We start from the raw sequence: 16,695 nt of genomic DNA on the forward strand, positions 1-16,695 counted from the left end.
GATTGCTACCAGCAGCACCACGGCGATTGCGCCCACGGCGGGCAGAATCTGCGGCCCGGTGATCCACACGTACAGCCGAGGCGTGATCCCCGCAGTGAGCAGCACCAAACCGAGCCCGCCGCCTACAAGGGCAGCGACCAGCCCCGGATGCCAGAGCGACTCGTCCTGGCTCTTCTGCGGCTGATTGCGGTGTGCTCCAGCATCATCGACACCAGTCACCACCTCACGCACCAGGCCGAACAAGTACTTACCACCCGTGAACAGTGCTGCACCCGCAAGAACCGCCACCAGCATCTGACCCACACCGAGAATCAGCGACCAGCCAGCCTCACCGGTGATCTGCTGCCACCACGCGCTATAACCGCCCCGAAAGCTCCACCGCATCCCCAGCACCCCGGCGATCACAGCCAGGGAGGCGAGGACTGCTTGCAGCGGCTCGGACAACCGCTCCTTAGCCGTATCGAACGCTGCCGAAATCACGGGCCGAAGGCCCCACATGATCAGCTTGATCCCGCCGCCAAGGGCAGTGAACAGTCCCAGCAGCAGGAGGCTCCAGGTGAGCAGCTCACCGAGTTGATCACCAGCCCGGTAGAGATGATGCAGACCAGCCACCGAAGCAACCAACAAGGCGGCGCCTCCCGCGGCTGCCGCCAACCTGCGTACACGGTCTTGGTTATCTAACCGATTGGTTGCTGCAACAGGCATTATATGCAGCTCAGATGTAGTCATCAGCATCCCCGACGAAGTAAGAAGCAATCTATTTCATCAGAGCCTACGCTCAGACTGCGACAACTTCGCATCAGAAGTGGCAAACAGTATCAGAAAGGAATGCTCGGCGCGGATCAGGCGGATCGAGACGCATGGCCGACCTGTCGATCGGGCGCCATAAAGTGCCGCCATGGTGCAACCTGACGAACCTGCCGCTCGGCGCAACATTGTCTTGATACCGCGCCAGCGGTTTGCCCGCGGCGGAACCTTCTACGAGCGGGTGGTCAACGCCTTTGCAACGATGGCCACGAGCGTGCTTATCGTCGGAGGGCTTGGACTCTCGTCCGGCGTGCTCCCGCGTGCGTGGCGCTATGCCGTCGACCATGCCAGCGGATTCTGGATACTGGCAGCGATTTTGTTTGTGCTGGAAGCGATTTGCTTGTTCTTCACGGTCGGTGTCTTCTGGTTCAGCCCCGAACATCAGCTGATTCCCAAGAACCAGTTGACCTTCCGCATCAACGTCCTCAACCAGCGCAGCCGCAAAGGCCAACGCGACCGCATCCACCAGCACTATTTGAAAGGACACCTGTTCTGCGCCCGGCGCGAACGGCAAGGCAGAACTAGCCGCCTGATCTACACCGAAGCCAAAAGCCGCAATGGCAGCTACTACGGCTACTTCATGTGCCGTGCCCGCCAAGACAAGCTCGGCTGCGACCTGCCACTTCTACCCGCCGAATTGGTCGAAGACACCATCACCGACCACTACCACACCCTGGCACTACCAGCCGATTTCATAGACAGCGTCCGCGAGCTGCCATCGCAAACTCTGGCCGACGAGCAGGGCAGTGTGCGCACCATGCATGCCCAACTCGCCAAACGCATCAAAGATCTCGACCAGAAAGAAGAACGGCTGATCGACCTCGCCGCCGATGACAGTCTGCCGCAGGACAAAATCCGCATCCGCCTGCGCCGCATCCAGAGCGACCGTGCAAGCGCCCAAGCTGGCCTGCTCAGCACCACTGCCGAACTCAACACCGGCGCTGACATCCTGAAATCAGCCCTAGCAGCGCTCAGCAACCCAGCCAGCTACTACCAACGCGCCGACGACACCACCCGTCGCTTCATGAACCAAACCTTCTACACCAAATTCCTACTGGACGACGAAGGCGTCGTCGATCACTGCCTGAACCCACCATTTGACGACTTTCATCAGGCCAAAGCCGCCTGGAACACCACCAAACCAGCCACCCTGACCGACTACCTCAACGCCTATCCCCCGCAAACACAAAAACGCCTCCCATCAAGGGAGACGCCTTCGCATAACCTCGAACCCACACTCGCTGGCATCTTAATGGCCAGCGGTTCGAGTCAAGCCATCATGGTGGAGCTAAGGGGACTCGAACCCCTGACCCCCACACTGCCAGTGTGGTGCGCTACCAGCTGCGCCATAGCCCCATGTTTAGTTGCGTGCTCGGACGAAGTTACACCACGGCGACGGGCTCTCAAAATCTCAGCGCTCCGGCCCACCAACATCCTCTGCTACTTCCTGCATACTCCTAACCTGCGGTGACGCAAGTCTCCCCAGCGTCTCGGGCGCAAAGATCCATGCCACCGCCGCTATCAGCGGCATCGCGCCGCCCGCCACGAACGCCCATCCATAGGACGCGTGCTCGACGATCACCCCAGCGACCACGGGCCCGATCACCAGCCCGATATCGGACGTCATCTGGAAGGTGGCCAGCGCCGTCCCTGCCCTGCCCCTGCTGCCCACCACATCGGCCACGGCGGCCTGCTGTGGGGAGGCATACAGCCCCGCGCCGATCCCCCCGATGAGCGAGAGCACGATGAGCAGGGGCAGCGATGACACGAAGCCCATCGCCACCACGGTCGACCCGCACACCACCAGCCCCGCGACCACCAGTGGCTTACGCCCGATGTCATCGGACCACGACCCCGCCAGGAACGCCGTCGACACGTCCCCCGCAGCGAACGCGGCGAACACGAGTCCGGCAGCGCCCGGTCGCTGATGCAGCGCCTCGATCACAAACAGTGGCAACAGCGCACCGCGGATCCCAAAGATCGCCCAGCCCGCACTGAAATTCGACATCAGGGCGGCCAGGAACGTCCGATGGTGCAGCGCAGACGTCAACGTCACCGGGGCGCCCAGATGTTCGTCGGCGACCTCCAACAGCGTGGAGTGCCGCAGTCCGAAATAGACCAGCACGACGACAACCACCAGCGCCGCCGCGTAAATGATGAAGGGTGCCGAAAGGCTTAGACCCACAACGGCACTACCCAAGGCCGGCCCGGCCACCATGCCGAGCAGAAAACTCGACCCGTACAGCCCCTGCGCACGTCCGCGAATCTCTTCGGGCGCTATGCGCACCAGCAGGGCGGCCGCCGACACGGTGAACATGGTGGAGCCGACGCCACCGAGTGATCGGAACACCAGGAGCTGCCAATAGCTATGCACGAAGGCGCAGATGCCGGTCGACACCGCGACGATCAGCAGCCCGGTCATGTAGACCCAGCGCTCCCCCAGCCGCTGCACCAGCGCCCCGGCGGCGGGTGCGAACACCAACCGGAATGCGGCGAACGAGCTCACCACCGCGGTCGCCGCGGTCACGCTCACCCCGAAGCTACGGGCATACTGCGGCAACGCGGGCGCCACCACACCGAACCCGAGCGCGATCACCAGGCTCGCGACAACCAGAACCCATATCTCCCACGGCAGGCGCGGTTTTACCGCTGCGACATCTGCGTTGTAGTCGGAACAGCCACTCAACCGATCACCGCGGAGACAACCTCCCGTGCGGCATCTTGTACCTGGCTCAAGTGCTCGACACCCTTGAACGATTCTGCATAGATCTTGTATACATCCTCGGTGCCCGATGGCCGCGCCGCGAACCAGGCGTTTTCGGTGACAACCTTGAGCCCGCCGATCGGTGCCCCATTGCCGGGCGCGTTGGTCAGCTTGGCGACGATGGGCTCACCGGCCAGCTCGGTGGCGCTCACCTGCTCGGGCGAGAGCTTGCCCAGTATCGACTTCTGCTCGCGACTCGCGGGCGCATCAACGCGGGCATACGTTGGGGCGCCGTACTTCTCGGTCAGCGCGGCGTACCGCTGCGATGGTGTGGCTCCGGTGACCGCCAGGATCTCCGAGGCCAGTAGTGCGGCGATGATGCCGTCCTTGTCGGTGGTCCACACCGACCCGTCGCGGCGCAAGAAGGACGCCCCGGCGCTCTCCTCACCGCCGAAACCGATTGTTCCGCCTATCAACCCGTCCACAAACCACTTGAATCCGACCGGAACCTCGAGCAACGTACGGCCCAATCCCGCCACCACCCGATCGATGATCGACGAGCTCACCAGGGTCTTGCCCACCGCGGTTCCGGCGGCCCAGCAATCACGGTGACTGAACAGGTAGTCGATGGCCACCGCCAGGTAATGGTTGGGGTTCATCAGTCCCGCATCGGGAGTCACGATGCCGTGGCGATCCGAATCGGCGTCGTTCCCCGTCGCGATCTGGTACTTGTCCCGCGAGGCCACCAGCGAGGCCATCGCGTCCGGCGAGGAGCAGTCCATCCGGATCTTGCCGTCGTGGTCCAGGGTCATGAACCTCCAGGTGGCGTCCACCAGCGGGTTCACCACGGTCAGCTCGAGCGACCAGCGGTCGGCGATCGCGGCCCAATAGTCGACGCTGGCCCCGCCCAGCGGGTCGGCACCGATCCGGATTCCGGCGTTCTTGATGACGTCGAGGTCGACGACATTGATCAGATCGTCCACATACGTCTGCTGAAAATCGTATCGCTGCACGGATTTCAGTGCCTGCGCCGACGAGACCCGCTTCACCGAGCGCCATCCCGAGCGCAGAATCTCGTTGGCGCGGGCGGCAATCGAGCCCGTGGCATCGGTATCGGCAGGCCCGCCGTGCGGTGGGTTGTACTTGAATCCGCCATCCCGGGGCGGGTTATGCGATGGGGTGACGACGATCCCGTCGGCCAACCCCGTCGTCTTGCCGTGGTTGTGCCGCAAGATGGCATGACTCACTGCCGGGGTCGGCGTGTATCGGTCTCGCAAATCCACAGCCACCACAACACCGTTCGCGTCCAGCACCTCTAGCGCGCTCGTCCATGCCGGCTCGGAGAGCGCATGGGTATCGCGGCCGATGAATAGCGGCCCGGTGATGCCCTGTGAGGCGCGGTACTCAATGATCGCCGCGGTGGTGGCGACGATATGCGCCTCGTTGAAGGCGCCGTCAAGGCTGGACCCGCGGTGCCCCGAGGTCCCGAAGGCGACCTGCTGTGCGACGTTCGCCGAGTCGGGCTCTATCGCGTAGTACGCGGTCACCACGTGGGCGATGTCGATGAGGTCTTCCGGCTGGGCCGGCTGTCCGGCGCGCGCATTACTCACCCGCCCGATTCTGCCCGGATCAGGTGAACCGTGTCTTACCGAACGGCCGCTATTGGAGGGGCTGAATTCCGACAGCGGTCCCGTATGCACACACTTCGACGCCCGTGTTGGCGTATTCGGTGGTCTCGAATCGGAAGGCGACCACAGCATTGGCGCCGCGTGACTCTGCCTCGGCGGCCAGCCGCGACAGCGCCTCACGACGGCTCTCGTGTAGCAGCTGAGTGATGCCCTTGAGCTCACCACCGGCGATGGATTTAAAGGAGGCGGCAAGGTTTGAACCGATATGCCGCGACCGCACCGTCAGGCCGAAGACCTCGCCAAATACCGCGGCGATCTTGTATCCGGGGATGTCGTTGCTCGTCACGATGATCATGAGCCCAACGTACCGCCGTGCGCGCGCTAGGCGATGGAGGCGACGTCCTGCCAGAGCGGGCGCCGATCACCATCGGGGTCGCTCTCCACGCGCGACGGGCTGTCGATGATCAGCACCTGGCGGTCCGCCGCCGTGTATGTCGGCCAGCCGTCACCAGGCACCCCGGTACGCGCGAAGGCGAGCCAATGCCTTTGCATCTCGTCGCTGACGGCGCGCGCCTGTGCTCGATCACGGCGGCCCGCCAGGAATGGCGCGGCCACGGTTCGATAGGTACCGAAGACGGCGAGCAGCTCGATGGCATGAGTGGGTCCCAGCCCGTAGCGACGCAGCGCGCGCGTGGCGTAGTCGTACCGGTAGAAGTAGACCGGGGCGTGCCGGCCGTGCGCCTCGGCGACGCGCCAGGCCGCCGACCCGAACGCCAGGTCACCGGCGAGTTGCAGCAGCGACTTGTCCGACGGGTAGCCGTCGTAGCCGCTGACGATCCGCTGCACATACTCGGGACCGCCCTTGGACAGGGAGTGCTCGAGCGCCTGCGCCGTGATCGGCAGAATCTTGAGCATCTTGGTGAAGAGGGTGGCCTCCTCGGCGTTGTACCCGATGATGAGCGGAACGCGATGTGCCTCACCGTGTTCCATCGCCTCGTTCGGGTCCAGTGGCAGCACATCGCCGTCGACGCTCGGCCCGAACCGCAGTGATAGTCCCGGCACATGCTTGGCCGTTCCGATCAACCGGAACAGCGCCTTGACCAGCTGACGCGGCTTGGCCGCTAATACGGTTTCGGCGGCATTGGAGTCGGTCGCGCCGAGGTACGTCGCGAACTGGCGCGCGTTGACGGCGGCGTCCTCGGGACGGACCACGAGACCGGTAGCGGTGCTCTGACAGATGGCACGGTGAAAAAGACCCGTCGCGGAGGGCACCGCAAGCAGGGTGTTCACCGCGTGCGACCCGGCACTCTCCCCGAAGATCGTCACATTGTTCGGGTCTCCCCCGAACGCCCCGATGTTGTCATGCACCCACCGCAGCGCCAGCACCAAGTCACGCAGATACAGATTGCTATCAATGGTGTGCTTCTCATCGGATAACGACGAAAGATCCAGCGCGCCAAGAGCACCCAGCCGATAGTTGACCGAGACGTAGACGCATCCCTGCCGCGCCAGGCTAGCCCCGTCGTAGAGCGGTGTGGCCGAGCTCCCCAGGAAGTATCCGCCGCCGTGGATGAAGAACATGACGGGCAGCGGCCCGCTGATCGGCCTCTCCGGGGCTACCACGTTGAGGGTCAGGCAATCCTCGCTGAGCTTCTGGGGCTTGCCCGGCAGGATAATGGCGTAGCGATGCTGCTGGATGGAGGCGGCGCCCCAGCTGCGGCACGTGCGCACCCCGGTCCATGGCTGGGCCGGGCGCGGCGCACGCAGGCGCAGCGGCCCCACCGGCGGTTCCGCATAGGGAATCCCGCGGAAGCGGTGCACGCCGCCCCGGGTGAATCCTTCGACAGCGCCGTTGACGGTGTTGATACGGATGGGCTTCTTTGCCATCGGCACATCCTAGGTAACCAACCGGTTGGCCCACAATGCCTGATTCAGAGAGTGAGACTGAAGCCTTCCCATGCCACGCGCCTGGTGACCTCCGGGTCCAGCTCTACCCGGGTGGCATGGTCGAACACCATTACTGCGCGATCCGGGGGCTCATACGTGGGCCAGCCGTCGCCAGGAATTCCACTGCGTGCGAACGCAAGCCAGCGTCGCTGCACATCGTTGCTGACCCGCACTGCATCACGACGGCCGATGGCCCCGGCCATCACGGTGCCCATCGCCCCGCGGTAACTATCGAACACGGCGAGCAGTTCTGTGGCATGTGTGGCGCCCATGCCTGCCATCCGTAGCGCCCCGGGGGCGTAGTCGTACCGGTAGAAGTAGACCGGCGCGTACCGATGGTGGGCCTCGGCCATTTGCCAGGCCGCCGTGGAGAAGTTCATATCGCCGGCAAGCTTGACGCGCGCGGAACGTGCCGGGTACCCCGGATACGCCGCCACGATGCGATCACGATGGACCGGCCCGCCGCGCATCAGCATTCCCTCCAGCGCGGGCTCGGACAGCGGCATCATCTTGAGGACCCGGGTGAATAGTTTGGCCTCATCGGCGTTGTGGCCAACGATCAGCGGAACACGATGTGCCTCACCGTGTTCCATTGCCTCGATGGGATGGCGGGGCAGGTAGTGGCCGTCGATGCACGGACCGATCGCGAACGATCCGCCGGGCATGTTCGCCACGATGTCGGCGATCAGGGTGTTGAGCGCCGCCCCGAGTTCAGCGGGCGTCGTCTGCAACACGGTCTGCGCGGCCGTTTCCGGTGTGGCACCGAGGATGCGTGCGAACTTCTGCGCATACAGTGCGGCCGACTCGGCGGGCACTGCCATGCCGCTGGCGGTGCTCTGGCAGATCGCACGGTGAAACAGGCCCCCGGCGGCGGGGGTCGCCATCAGCGTCTCCACGCAGTGTGCGCCCGCGCTTTCCCCGAAGATCGTCACGTTGTTCGGATCGCCGCCGAATGCGGTGATGTTGTCGCGCACCCACTGCAGCGCCAGCACGACGTCGCGCAGGAACAAGTTGCCATCGATCGTGTGGGCGGTGTTCGACAACGAGGACAGATCGAGGGCACCCAGCGCACCCACCCGGTAGTTCACCGACACGTAGACACACCCGCGCCGGGTCAGCGAGCCGCCGTCGTATAGCGGGGTGGCCGAGCTGCCCAGCAGATAGCCGCCGCCGTAGATGAAGAACATGACCGGCAGCGGGTCATTGGACGGGCGGTCCGGGGTGACGACGTTGACCGTCAAGCAGTCCTCGCTGGCCCGCTGGACGCGTCCAGGGCCCAGCATCCGGTAGCGGCGCTGCTGTGGGGCCGCCGCGCCGAATTCGGTGCAGTCGCGCACTCCGTCCCACGGCAGCGCCGGTTGCGGTGCGCGCAGGCGCAGCAATCCGATCGGGGGGCGGGCGTAGGGAATAGACCGGAAACGGCGCACACCTCCCCGCACGAAGCCTTCGACGATGCCGTTGGGAGTGCGCACTCGGACAGTGGGCGTCTTCGACCCTGAAGCCATGGCAGCCAAGATAGCTGTCCGGGGCCTCAATCGCGCTGCTAGTGGGGGAAATCCAGGTAATTCGTGAGCAGCAGCACCCCCGGCATCCGATAACTGATCATCGTCTTCAGAAATCGGTGAGCGCCGACTCGACGGATTTCGGACCGGTCACGGGAACATACCTATCGATGCACCAATAGCAACATTGGCCCCACCTGCCACTATCGTCACGGGAGTCGGTTACTGACGTCGAGACGACGTCCTGCCCTGGGAAGGTCTGACATGTCGAGGCGTCGCCGAATCTCCGTGGTCCTGTTGACCTCGGCCGTTATCGGATCAAGCGTCGCGGTCGATGTCGCGCCCTTGGCCGTCGCCGACCCGTGCACCGGCCCCGCCGCGGGGCTCCAGCCGCCGACCCCGGTCCCCGACGACGGCATGCCCGGCCAGGCTCCCCCCATCGGGCGGCGGCCCGCTGGCGCCAATGACAAGGCGCCACTGCCGGAGCTGGGCAAGCTGCCCCTGGCCATCCTCAAGCAGGTGCTCCCCCAGCAGAGCGCCAAGAAGAAGCCGGGGTGGGCCCAGGAGATGGCGCGCCCCGCCCTGCCCAACCCGCCCGAGCCCTCACCGAACAATCTGCAGGACCAGCAGGCCGCTGCCGTCGCGCCGGCCCCTGCGCCCGCGGTCGGCCCTGCCCCCGAAGCCGCCGTCTCCCCCTCCACCTCTGTCGTCGGCTGGGTCACCGGTGTGGATACCGGCGCCAACACGCTTCAGAAATTCAGCATCTCCGGAACCGACCTCGGAATCATGTGGGACAACGGCGATTCCGCCGGCCGCCAGGTTCTGATGGCCTTTGGCGACACCTACGGATACTGCGGAATGAGAAGCCAGCAGTGGCGGTACAACACCCTGCTGCGCACTCAGGACAAGTCACTCTCGCGCGGCCTCGCGGTGGCCGAGGGATCGACCTCCAACCCGTATGCCGGTTCCCCACAGTCACGCCCGGGCTACTCCAAGCAGATCATCCCGCCCATCAAGTGGGCCGCCCAGGAACGGGGCATCATTCCCACGGCCGCCATCTCCGTCGGACGCACCCAGTACATGAACTACATGTCCATCAAGAGCTGGGACAGCGCCGGCGAATGGACCACCAACTACTCTGCGACCGCGGTGTCCAACGACAACGGACAGAACTGGAAGACGTTCCCCCAGAGCGTCCGTCCCGCATCCCCCGACGCCATCAGCCAGGTCCCGTTCACCCCGGGAAATGAGAACTTTCAGCAGGCCGCCTACGTCAAGGGCAACGACGGATACATCTACATCTTCGGAACCCCTTCCGGGCGAAGCGGATCCGGCTTCGTGTCGCGTGCGTTGCCCGGGAACCTGCCCGACGCCGCCAAGCATGAGTTCTGGAACACCGACCGGGGCTCCTGGGTACCGGGCGATCCCAACGCGGCGACTCCGATCATCTCCGGCCCGGTCGGTGAGATGTCCGCGCAATACAACACCTACCTCAAGAAATACCTGGTGATGTACGGCGACAAGTCCGGCGACGTGCTGCTCTCCACCTCCCCCGCCCCGCAGGGCCCGTGGAGCCCGCCACAGATTCTCGTCACCGAGTCACAGATGCCGGGCGGGCCCTATGCGCCGTACCTGCATCCGTGGACAACCGGCAAGGAGCTGTACTTCAACCTGTCGCTGTGGTCGGCGTACAACGTCATGTTGATGCGCACCACCCTTCCGTAACAGCGCTACAACCGCTCGATGATGGTCGCGTTGGCCAAACCGCCTGCCTCGCACATGGTTTGCAAGCCGTAGCGCCCACCGGTCTGCTCTAACACCGATACCAGGGTGGTCATCAACCGCCCACCGCTGGCACCAAGCGGGTGCCCGATGGCGGTCGCCCCGCCGTTGATGTTGACCTTCGACAAGTCGGCACCGGTCTCGGCTTGCCAGGCCAGAACCACCGACGCGAAGGCCTCGTTAACCTCGAAGGCGTCGATATCCGCCAACGACAAACCAGCGCGGTCAAGGACTTTCGCGGTTGCGGGGATGACTCCGGTAAGCATGTACAACGGATCATCACCCACCACCGCGACCGAATGCACACGGGCCCGTGGGGTCAGCCCGAGGCGCTTGGCGGTCTCACTGGAGGTGATGAGCACGGCCGACGCGCCATCGTTGATCGGCGAGGAGTTGCCCGCCGTGACCTTCCAGTCGATCCGCGGGAAGCGCTGCTCCCACAATTCATTACGGAAAGCGGGTTTGAGCCCGGCCAAGACGTCCACGGTGGTCGATGGCCGTACCGATTCGTCGGCGGCCACCTCGATCAACTCGCCGTCGGCATTGGGCGCCTTGATCGACACCACCTCGCGCGCGAATCTACCCTCGGACCAGGCCTGAGCGGCACGGCGATGACTCTCGGCGGCGAAGGCATCCAGTTGCTCACGCGACAGGTTCCAATTCGCCGCGATCAGCTCAGCACTGATGCCCTGCGGGACAAGCCCTTCCGGATAGCGGTTGGCGATCTCGGGACCGAAAAAGTCCTTACCCAAGCTTTGGCTGCCCATGGGGACCCGGCTCATCGACTCGATACCCGAGGCGATCACCACGTCGTAGGCCCCGGCGATGACCCCCTGCGCAGCAAAGTGAATGGCCTGCTGGCTGCTGCCACATTGGCGATCGACGGCCACCGCGGGAACGGTCTCGGGCAACCCGGCGGCCAGTGCCGCCCACCGTGCCGTGTTGGAGCTCTGCTCCCCCACCTGTCCGACCGCACCGCTGATGACGTCGTCGACGAGAGCCGGGTCTATCCCGGTGCGCTCGACGAGCGCCCGGATGGCATGCGCGTGCAGATCGACCGGATGCAGACCGGAGAGCGACCCACCCGGCTTTCCCTTGCCCACGGGTGTCCGTACCGCGTCGACGATCACTGCGTCTCTCATGGCAAGGCCTCCTGGATTCATCGTTGAAACTCCTCTTCTGCCGGTATACGCCCAGTCAGTTGGGATTCACAACTAAGTGTGATCAAGCACATAACGTGCTAAGTTGGATTTCATTACTATGAGAGATTGTTCGATAGCCAATGCCCTCGACGTGATCGGGGAACGCTGGACCCTGGTGGCCCTGCGCGAGATCATGCTGGGCAATCGACGCTTCGACGCGATCGTCCGCAACACCGGCGCCAGCCGCGACATCCTGGCCACCCGCCTGCGCAAGCTCGTGGACGCGGGCGTCCTGGAAAAGTGCCAGTACGAAGAGCGCCCTCCCCGTTACGAATACCTGTTGACCGAATCGGGGCGCGCCCTTCGGCCGGTGCTGTTCGCCCTGATGGATTGGGGTGACACGTTCGTCACACAGGGCCCCCCACCGAGCGTCTGGGAACACCGATGCGGGTCGGTACTGCGTGTCCAGCCGACCTGCGAGAATTGCGGCGAGGCAGTGACGTTCGACGATCTCACACCGCGACGGCTTGGCAGGGTGCGATGAGCTCCGGGCCCCTCACCTACGGGCCCGCGGGGGTTACCCGCCCGGGCGAAAGCACCTGGGCCGCCACACCGTCCGGGCTACGGCGATTTGAACAGACCGTCCCCATCGGACACGGCGACGAGGCATGGCGGAAGGCTTCGCAGGCCGTACTGGCGTGGGGTGTCAAGCAGCGCAGCGGCTTCCGGGTGAATCCGGAGGTGACCGTGAGCGAAGGCGCCGAGTTCCAGATCAGCTTCGGGTGGGGCCGGTTCAGCGTTCACGAGCCGGTGCGCATCGTGGCCGTGGCCAACACCAACGACCGTTGCGGGTTTGCGTACGGCACGCTACCGGGCCATCCCGTATCGGGCGAAGAGGCATTCATCGTGCATCAGAACGGCGACGGCACGGTGTTTCTCACGCTGCGCTCGCTGACGCGGGCCGCCCCAGCAGGCTTCTGGCGACGAATCTTCCCGATACTCCTGGTGGCGCAGCGGGTCTTCCGTCGTCGTTACCTGCGGGCGCTGGCGTCCTAATCGACGGAGGACGCCAGGTCAACCAATGCCCGCGCCGGTCCCGTCGGCGGAGACCCCGGCATCCATACCGCCCGGAACTGACGCGTGAACACCATCTCCTGGGCAAGGGCGACCTCACAGAGAGTGCCCGCGGACAGTTCGGGGGCAGCGATGAGACGGCTGATCACCGCCGGCGCCAAACCCGTTGCCGCCGCGGCCTTGATTGCCGCTGCCGAGCCCAGTTCTGCCGCCGGCGTCGCGGGCTGGCACACCTGACTGAGCACCTCCCAGACGGTGTCGCGGGTACCGGAGCCCGGCTCGCGCATGAGAAGCGGGGTGGTGGCAAGTTCGCGCAGCGTCACGGGTTTACGCCGCCGAGCCCACTTGTGTCCCGGCCCCACCACGACGACCAGTTCGTCGGCGCCCAGCACTTCCCCACCCAATCCGGCCGGGGCGTGCGGCCCCTCGATGAAACCCAGGGTCGCGCCACCGGCCCGCACCAACTCACAGACCTGTTGGGTGTTACCCACTTCCAGCGATACCGCGACATCCGCATGCCGCGAGCGAAGGACGGTAAGCCACAATGGAATCCGATGATCGGCGATGGTGCGCGAGGCGGCGACCACCAGCCGCGGCGCCTGGCCGGAATGTAACGCGGCCACACCGGTGACAAACTCTCGTGCCGCCGCGAGCACTGGCGTCGCATACCCGATGACGGCCAGCCCGGCATCGGTGAGCCGCGATCCGGTGGGGCCACGCTCCAGGAGTACCAACCGAAGGCGCCGTTCCAGCGCCCGGACACGCATGCTGGCCGCGGGCTGTGAAATGCCGTGCTGGCGCGCCGCCGCTCCGAGGCTGCCCGTCTCAGCGACGGACACCAGCAGGTCCAGCACGTCGAGGTCGGGTGTGCCCGGAGGAAGAGGCATAAGTACAGTTTATGGGGTTCAGCCAGAATGCCTGGTAATTGCCCCCGGTTGCGATGGGAAGGCCTTGGACGACAACGACATCCGACACCTGCGCCGCCGAGGCGCTCGATGCCGGCGACTCGCCCTTTGGGCCACTACTCACCGGACCCGATGGCACCGTGCTGATCGAGGACCGACGGTCCGGCACCGGATCTCGTCGGGGATGTGCATGCATTGCACGTTCGGTTCCGCGCGGGCGGCGGGCGGGTGATCAGCTCACTTGACGCACGCGACGCCGTCCGCGCCCATTTGACTCAAGTCCGTTGGCGCCGGCGCCTGCACGCCCGTTCCCGTCGCGGCAACCGCGGTCAAGACGTCGGTCGAACTGGCATCCGCTGACGAGTCGCCCTTCTTGCCGACGCTGTGATGTGCGATGTAGTCGTCCGCGGGAAACTGCGAGCCCACCGTCAGCTGAACAGTTCCGGGGGCGACCGCACCGGATTCCGTCATGGGCAGATGCAGTTGATCGGCGAGCGCCTGCGCGCCCTCTTGGGCACCTGAGCCATAGACAATCGAGCTCTCGGTCGACATCGCCTCGGCCGTCGTCGCGCGACCACGCGTGAATCCCCGGGCCGTAAAGGCATCTTCGATGGCCGCACCCAGCCCGTCGCGCTCTGTCGCGTTGACGACGTTGAGCACCACAGGCGCCGGCAGCGGGGCCGCGGGGGCCACCGCAGCCGCGGTGGGCGGCGCGGGGGCGATATCGGCGAAGAAGCGATCGTGGACGATCTGCCGGATCGTCGGGAGGTCCACGATATTGACGTCCGAACCGTTCGAATCCTGGCCAAAGTCGGAGATGGGCAGCGTGTAGAGAGACATGGGCCGCTTGGTCAATGTCGAGGCGCGCGCGGCGAAGTCGACGATGTTGAGGCCAGAGTCGATCGCGACGTTCTCGTGCGCGACGTTCAGGACGTTGCGCACCGCGGCCGGATTCGACATCGCCCCACCCTTGCGCACCGCGGTCAACAACGACACCAGGAAGGCCTGCTGGCGACGGGTGCGGTCCATATCTGTGAACGATCCGTCGTTCTCGTCACGCCTCTGCCGGACGAAGGCCATCGCCTGGGCTGCGTCGATCTGCTGAACACCTTCGTGGAAGTTGGCGCCGGAGAACTCGTCGACCGTGTCGTGGTTCAGACACACGGTGATGGGCTGCACCGACTTGGCGATCTGGAAGAACGCGGCGAGGGTCACTTCCACGAAGTGATCGATCGGCACGCCGAGGAAGTCACGCACCGTGTCGATCTGAGCCTTGCGCCCAGCCTCACGGGCGGCCTGCTCACGGGCGGTCAGATCGTTGGCGCCCGCAGCGTCCGAACCACCGCCGGCCTGCCTGTCCAGCGCCTGCTGGTAGGCAAATCCATAGGCCTGCTTGATCTTGCCCTTGCACACCGCCCCGGGGCAGCCCGCCAGGTCCACATAGTCGTCGCGCGGGATCGACACCGCAGTGATGGGACCGTCGTTGCCCGGGATATGCACCACAATCAGCACATTCGCGTTGTACCCACCGGACGTCTCGTCACCGGCATGCAGCGCGTCGTACATGTCCTGCGGCAGCGGCTGCCCGTTCTGGTCGAGCCGGCTATCCAGGCCCATGAGCAGGATGTTCTGGTCTTCGCCGACAGGAGTCAGCACCCCGGGTAACACGTGTGAGGTGATGATCTGCCCTACCGCCGTGTTATATCCGGCCCAGCCAAAGCCCGTGATGGCCATGACAAATGCCGCAGCGATACCGACGGCCAGGCGCCCCTTCTCCAGCACCCAGCGCTGCGCCTCACCAGAATCCAGCTCGCCCATAACAGTTGACTATTGTTGTGGACGATCCGTTCAAAACGCGTCAAGCGCGCCTCGGACTCTCCGGCGAGTCCTCATCAGCCTTCACTGTGAGACAGGCGTGAATGCGCCAGGGCCGCTCGCTAATCCGCGCGCGTGAGCCCCAGCACCGGGATCACCCGGGTGGTCTTGCGTTCGTACTCAGCGAAGTTGTCGAAGCGCCCCGCCTGGCGCGCGTAGATCCGGTCGCGCTCCTCACCCACCACATCGCGCACCGTCACCGGGTAGTGGTCAGCACCGATTTCGACTGACACCTTCTCGGGATTGGCCAGCGCGTTGTAGTACCAGGCGGAGCTACTGTCCCGCCCGTTGTTGGAGGCGAACACATAGAACTCGCCGCCCCCTTCGCCCGGCTGGTAGGCCATCGGGTTTTGACGCGGCTCGCCCGACTTCGCGCCGACGGTATGCAAGATGAGCATGTCGAACTGCGCGAAGAAGCCATCAGCGCCACCGGTTTCGCGAATCTGGGCCATGACATTGGCATGGAAGTCTGCGGGATCATTCAATTCGGTCATGCCGTGAATAATGTCAGCCTAGTTGACATTATTCCAGCCGGCGCAGAAACTCGTCGACGAGCGAATCCAGGAACTCGCCGTCGACCTCCCCCCCGGTCACGATCACCCGGTAGTACAGGGGCGCGACCAACTGTTCGGCCAGACGAGCGACATCCACACCAGCGGGCAGTTCCCCCCGCCGCACCGCACGAGCGAACGGAATCTGGTCGCGCGCCTGCTGTTCGCCTAGATAGCGCGCCCGGAATGTGTCCGCGAGCTGTGGGTCATGCTGCGACTGGCCAATGAGAGCCCGAAACACCGCGCCGGCATCATCAGTCGTGAGGAACCGCGCGATGGCGGCCACATGGTGCCGCAGGTCCGCCTCGAGGCTGCCCAGATCGGACGGATCCAACTGGAAGGCGGCGTCTTCCAGGAAGACGTCCATCAGCACGTCCGCCTTCGAACTCCACCAGCGGTAGACGGTCTGCTTGGCCACCCCCGCGGCCTTGGCGATGCCTTCCATGGTCACTCCGGCATAGCCCTTGGCGACCAGCAGATCGTCGGCGGCGTGAATGACGGCCTCACGCGCGGCCTCACTGCGGCCATGCCGGTTTCCGAAATGACGGCGCGCATCGTCGGCCTCGCGGGGCTTCGCCGGCTCACTCACAACGTTCATCGAATCACCACCCTAGACTAGACGAGACGTTGCGTCTATTCTAAATGCCATGACAACGACACTTCATGAACCCGAATTCGCCACCATCGTGGGCCGACTCTTCGAGAACGCCTCGCGCGATGCACTCCCCGCAGACCGGACCACCTTCCACGAGAAGTCCGTCGAGGAGCGCGTCAAACT

15 protein-coding genes, 1 tRNA gene and 3 pseudogenes are annotated in these 16,695 nt (G+C 64.9%); 5 read left to right on the forward strand and 14 right to left on the reverse strand.

The genetic code is table 11. The annotated features are described in order from the left end of the window. The 9 genes and pseudogenes from B4383_RS25570 to B4383_RS25610 form a co-directional block, all read right to left on the reverse strand. Positions 1-705: pseudogene (locus B4383_RS25570) on the reverse strand (YIP1 family protein); the annotation flags it as partial. Positions 706-799: 94 nt separating this feature from the next. Beyond that, positions 800-1,405, reverse strand: coding sequence for a hypothetical protein (locus tag B4383_RS25575; protein ID WP_139361057.1), 606 nt, complete (start codon positions 1,403-1,405; stop codon positions 800-802). Between the two features lie 81 nt (positions 1,406-1,486). Then, the gene (locus tag B4383_RS25580) at positions 1,487-1,708 is read right to left on the reverse strand and encodes a hypothetical protein (RefSeq protein ID WP_078294573.1); all 222 of its coding nucleotides are present in this window, start codon (positions 1,706-1,708) and stop codon (positions 1,487-1,489) included. A gap of 379 nt (positions 1,709-2,087) precedes the next feature. Further along, a tRNA-Ala gene (locus B4383_RS25585) sits at positions 2,088-2,163 on the reverse strand. 55 nt (positions 2,164-2,218) lie between these two features. Further along, positions 2,219-3,493 carry an MFS transporter gene (locus B4383_RS25590; RefSeq protein WP_078294575.1) on the reverse strand — a complete coding sequence of 425 codons (1,275 nt, stop codon included), beginning with the start codon at positions 3,491-3,493 and terminating at the stop codon, positions 2,219-2,221. Beyond that, positions 3,490-5,121, reverse strand: a complete 1,632-nt coding sequence (gene pgm / locus B4383_RS25595) for a phosphoglucomutase (alpha-D-glucose-1,6-bisphosphate-dependent) (RefSeq protein ID WP_078294576.1) — start codon at positions 5,119-5,121, stop codon at positions 3,490-3,492. The genes B4383_RS25590 and pgm overlap by 4 nt, the downstream gene beginning before the upstream one ends. Before the next feature lie 49 nt (positions 5,122-5,170). Next, the gene (locus B4383_RS25600; protein WP_030097012.1) at positions 5,171-5,494 is read right to left on the reverse strand and encodes a YbjQ family protein; all 324 of its coding nucleotides are present in this window, start codon (positions 5,492-5,494) and stop codon (positions 5,171-5,173) included. A 26-nt stretch (positions 5,495-5,520) separates the two neighbouring features. Beyond that, positions 5,521-7,026 (reverse strand): carboxylesterase/lipase family protein, encoded by a 1,506-nt coding sequence (locus B4383_RS25605; protein ID WP_078294578.1) that lies wholly within the window; start codon positions 7,024-7,026, stop codon positions 5,521-5,523. 44 nt (positions 7,027-7,070) lie between these two features. Further along, positions 7,071-8,591: a carboxylesterase/lipase family protein gene (locus tag B4383_RS25610; protein ID WP_078294580.1), complete on the reverse strand. Its 1,521-nt coding sequence runs from the start codon at positions 8,589-8,591 to the stop codon at positions 7,071-7,073. A 261-nt stretch (positions 8,592-8,852) separates the two neighbouring features. Here B4383_RS25610 and B4383_RS25615 point away from each other — a divergent pair, with 261 nt between their 5' ends. After that, the gene (locus B4383_RS25615) at positions 8,853-10,313 is read left to right on the forward strand and encodes a DUF4185 domain-containing protein (protein WP_078294581.1); all 1,461 of its coding nucleotides are present in this window, start codon (positions 8,853-8,855) and stop codon (positions 10,311-10,313) included. 5 nt (positions 10,314-10,318) lie between these two features. Here the strand turns inward: B4383_RS25615 and B4383_RS25620 are convergent, their stop codons facing one another. Further along, positions 10,319-11,512 (reverse strand): thiolase family protein, encoded by a 1,194-nt coding sequence (locus B4383_RS25620; RefSeq protein ID WP_078294582.1) that lies wholly within the window; start codon positions 11,510-11,512, stop codon positions 10,319-10,321. Positions 11,513-11,630: 118 nt separating this feature from the next. Between B4383_RS25620 and B4383_RS25625 the strand changes: the two genes are divergently transcribed. Together B4383_RS25625 and B4383_RS25630 are read left to right on the forward strand one after the other, a co-directional pair. After that, positions 11,631-12,056 (forward strand): helix-turn-helix domain-containing protein, encoded by a 426-nt coding sequence (locus B4383_RS25625; protein WP_078294583.1) that lies wholly within the window; start codon positions 11,631-11,633, stop codon positions 12,054-12,056. Then, entirely contained in the window at positions 12,053-12,568 is a 516-nt protein-coding gene (locus B4383_RS25630) for a DUF1990 domain-containing protein (protein ID WP_078294584.1), read from the forward strand. The genes B4383_RS25625 and B4383_RS25630 overlap by 4 nt, the downstream gene beginning before the upstream one ends. Here B4383_RS25630 and B4383_RS25635 read toward each other — a convergent pair. Further along, positions 12,565-13,473, reverse strand: coding sequence for a LysR family transcriptional regulator (locus B4383_RS25635; protein WP_078294585.1), 909 nt, complete (start codon positions 13,471-13,473; stop codon positions 12,565-12,567). The genes B4383_RS25630 and B4383_RS25635 overlap by 4 nt on opposite strands. Before the next feature lie 64 nt (positions 13,474-13,537). Here B4383_RS25635 and B4383_RS25640 point away from each other — a divergent pair. Continuing rightward, positions 13,538-13,649: pseudogene (locus B4383_RS25640) on the forward strand (nucleoside deaminase); the annotation flags it as partial. Positions 13,650-13,728: 79 nt separating this feature from the next. Here the strand turns inward: B4383_RS25640 and B4383_RS25645 are convergent. From B4383_RS25645 to B4383_RS25655, 3 genes are all read right to left on the reverse strand, one after another. After that, complete coding sequence (locus tag B4383_RS25645; RefSeq protein ID WP_078294586.1) at positions 13,729-15,309, reverse strand: LCP family protein; 1,581 nt, start codon at positions 15,307-15,309, stop codon at positions 13,729-13,731. Between the two features lie 119 nt (positions 15,310-15,428). Then, positions 15,429-15,860 (reverse strand): nitroreductase family deazaflavin-dependent oxidoreductase, encoded by a 432-nt coding sequence (locus tag B4383_RS25650; protein ID WP_078294587.1) that lies wholly within the window; start codon positions 15,858-15,860, stop codon positions 15,429-15,431. Between the two features lie 28 nt (positions 15,861-15,888). Further along, entirely contained in the window at positions 15,889-16,506 is a 618-nt protein-coding gene (locus tag B4383_RS25655) for a TetR/AcrR family transcriptional regulator (RefSeq protein WP_078294588.1), read from the reverse strand. A gap of 58 nt (positions 16,507-16,564) precedes the next feature. On the opposite strand from B4383_RS25655, the pseudogene B4383_RS27500 reads away from it, so the two are divergent. Continuing rightward, positions 16,565-16,695, forward strand: a pseudogene (locus B4383_RS27500) (methyltransferase); the annotation flags it as partial.

The organism is Mycobacterium sp. D16R24, assembly GCF_002013385.1.
Taxonomy (GTDB): Bacteria; Actinomycetota; Actinomycetes; order Mycobacteriales; family Mycobacteriaceae; genus Mycobacterium.

Bases quoted from the DNA above. Each gene is read 5' to 3' on its own strand.
- B4383_RS25600 (WP_030097012.1), bottom strand. From the start codon at position 5,494: ATGATCATCGTGACGAGCAACGACATCCCCGGATACAAGATCGCCGCG.
- B4383_RS25605 (WP_078294578.1), bottom strand. From the start codon at position 7,026: ATGGCAAAGAAGCCCATCCGTATCAACACCGTCAACGGCGCTGTCGAA.
- B4383_RS25610 (WP_078294580.1), bottom strand. From the start codon at position 8,591: ATGGCTTCAGGGTCGAAGACGCCCACTGTCCGAGTGCGCACTCCCAAC.
- B4383_RS25615 (WP_078294581.1), top strand. From the start codon at position 8,853: ATGTCGAGGCGTCGCCGAATCTCCGTGGTCCTGTTGACCTCGGCCGTT.
- B4383_RS25620 (WP_078294582.1), bottom strand. From the start codon at position 11,512: ATGAGAGACGCAGTGATCGTCGACGCGGTACGGACACCCGTGGGCAAG.
- B4383_RS25625 (WP_078294583.1), top strand. From the start codon at position 11,631: ATGAGAGATTGTTCGATAGCCAATGCCCTCGACGTGATCGGGGAACGC.
- B4383_RS25630 (WP_078294584.1), top strand. From the start codon at position 12,053: ATGAGCTCCGGGCCCCTCACCTACGGGCCCGCGGGGGTTACCCGCCCG.
- B4383_RS25635 (WP_078294585.1), bottom strand. From the start codon at position 13,473: ATGCCTCTTCCTCCGGGCACACCCGACCTCGACGTGCTGGACCTGCTG.
- B4383_RS25645 (WP_078294586.1), bottom strand. From the start codon at position 15,309: ATGGGCGAGCTGGATTCTGGTGAGGCGCAGCGCTGGGTGCTGGAGAAG.
- B4383_RS25650 (WP_078294587.1), bottom strand. From the start codon at position 15,860: ATGACCGAATTGAATGATCCCGCAGACTTCCATGCCAATGTCATGGCC.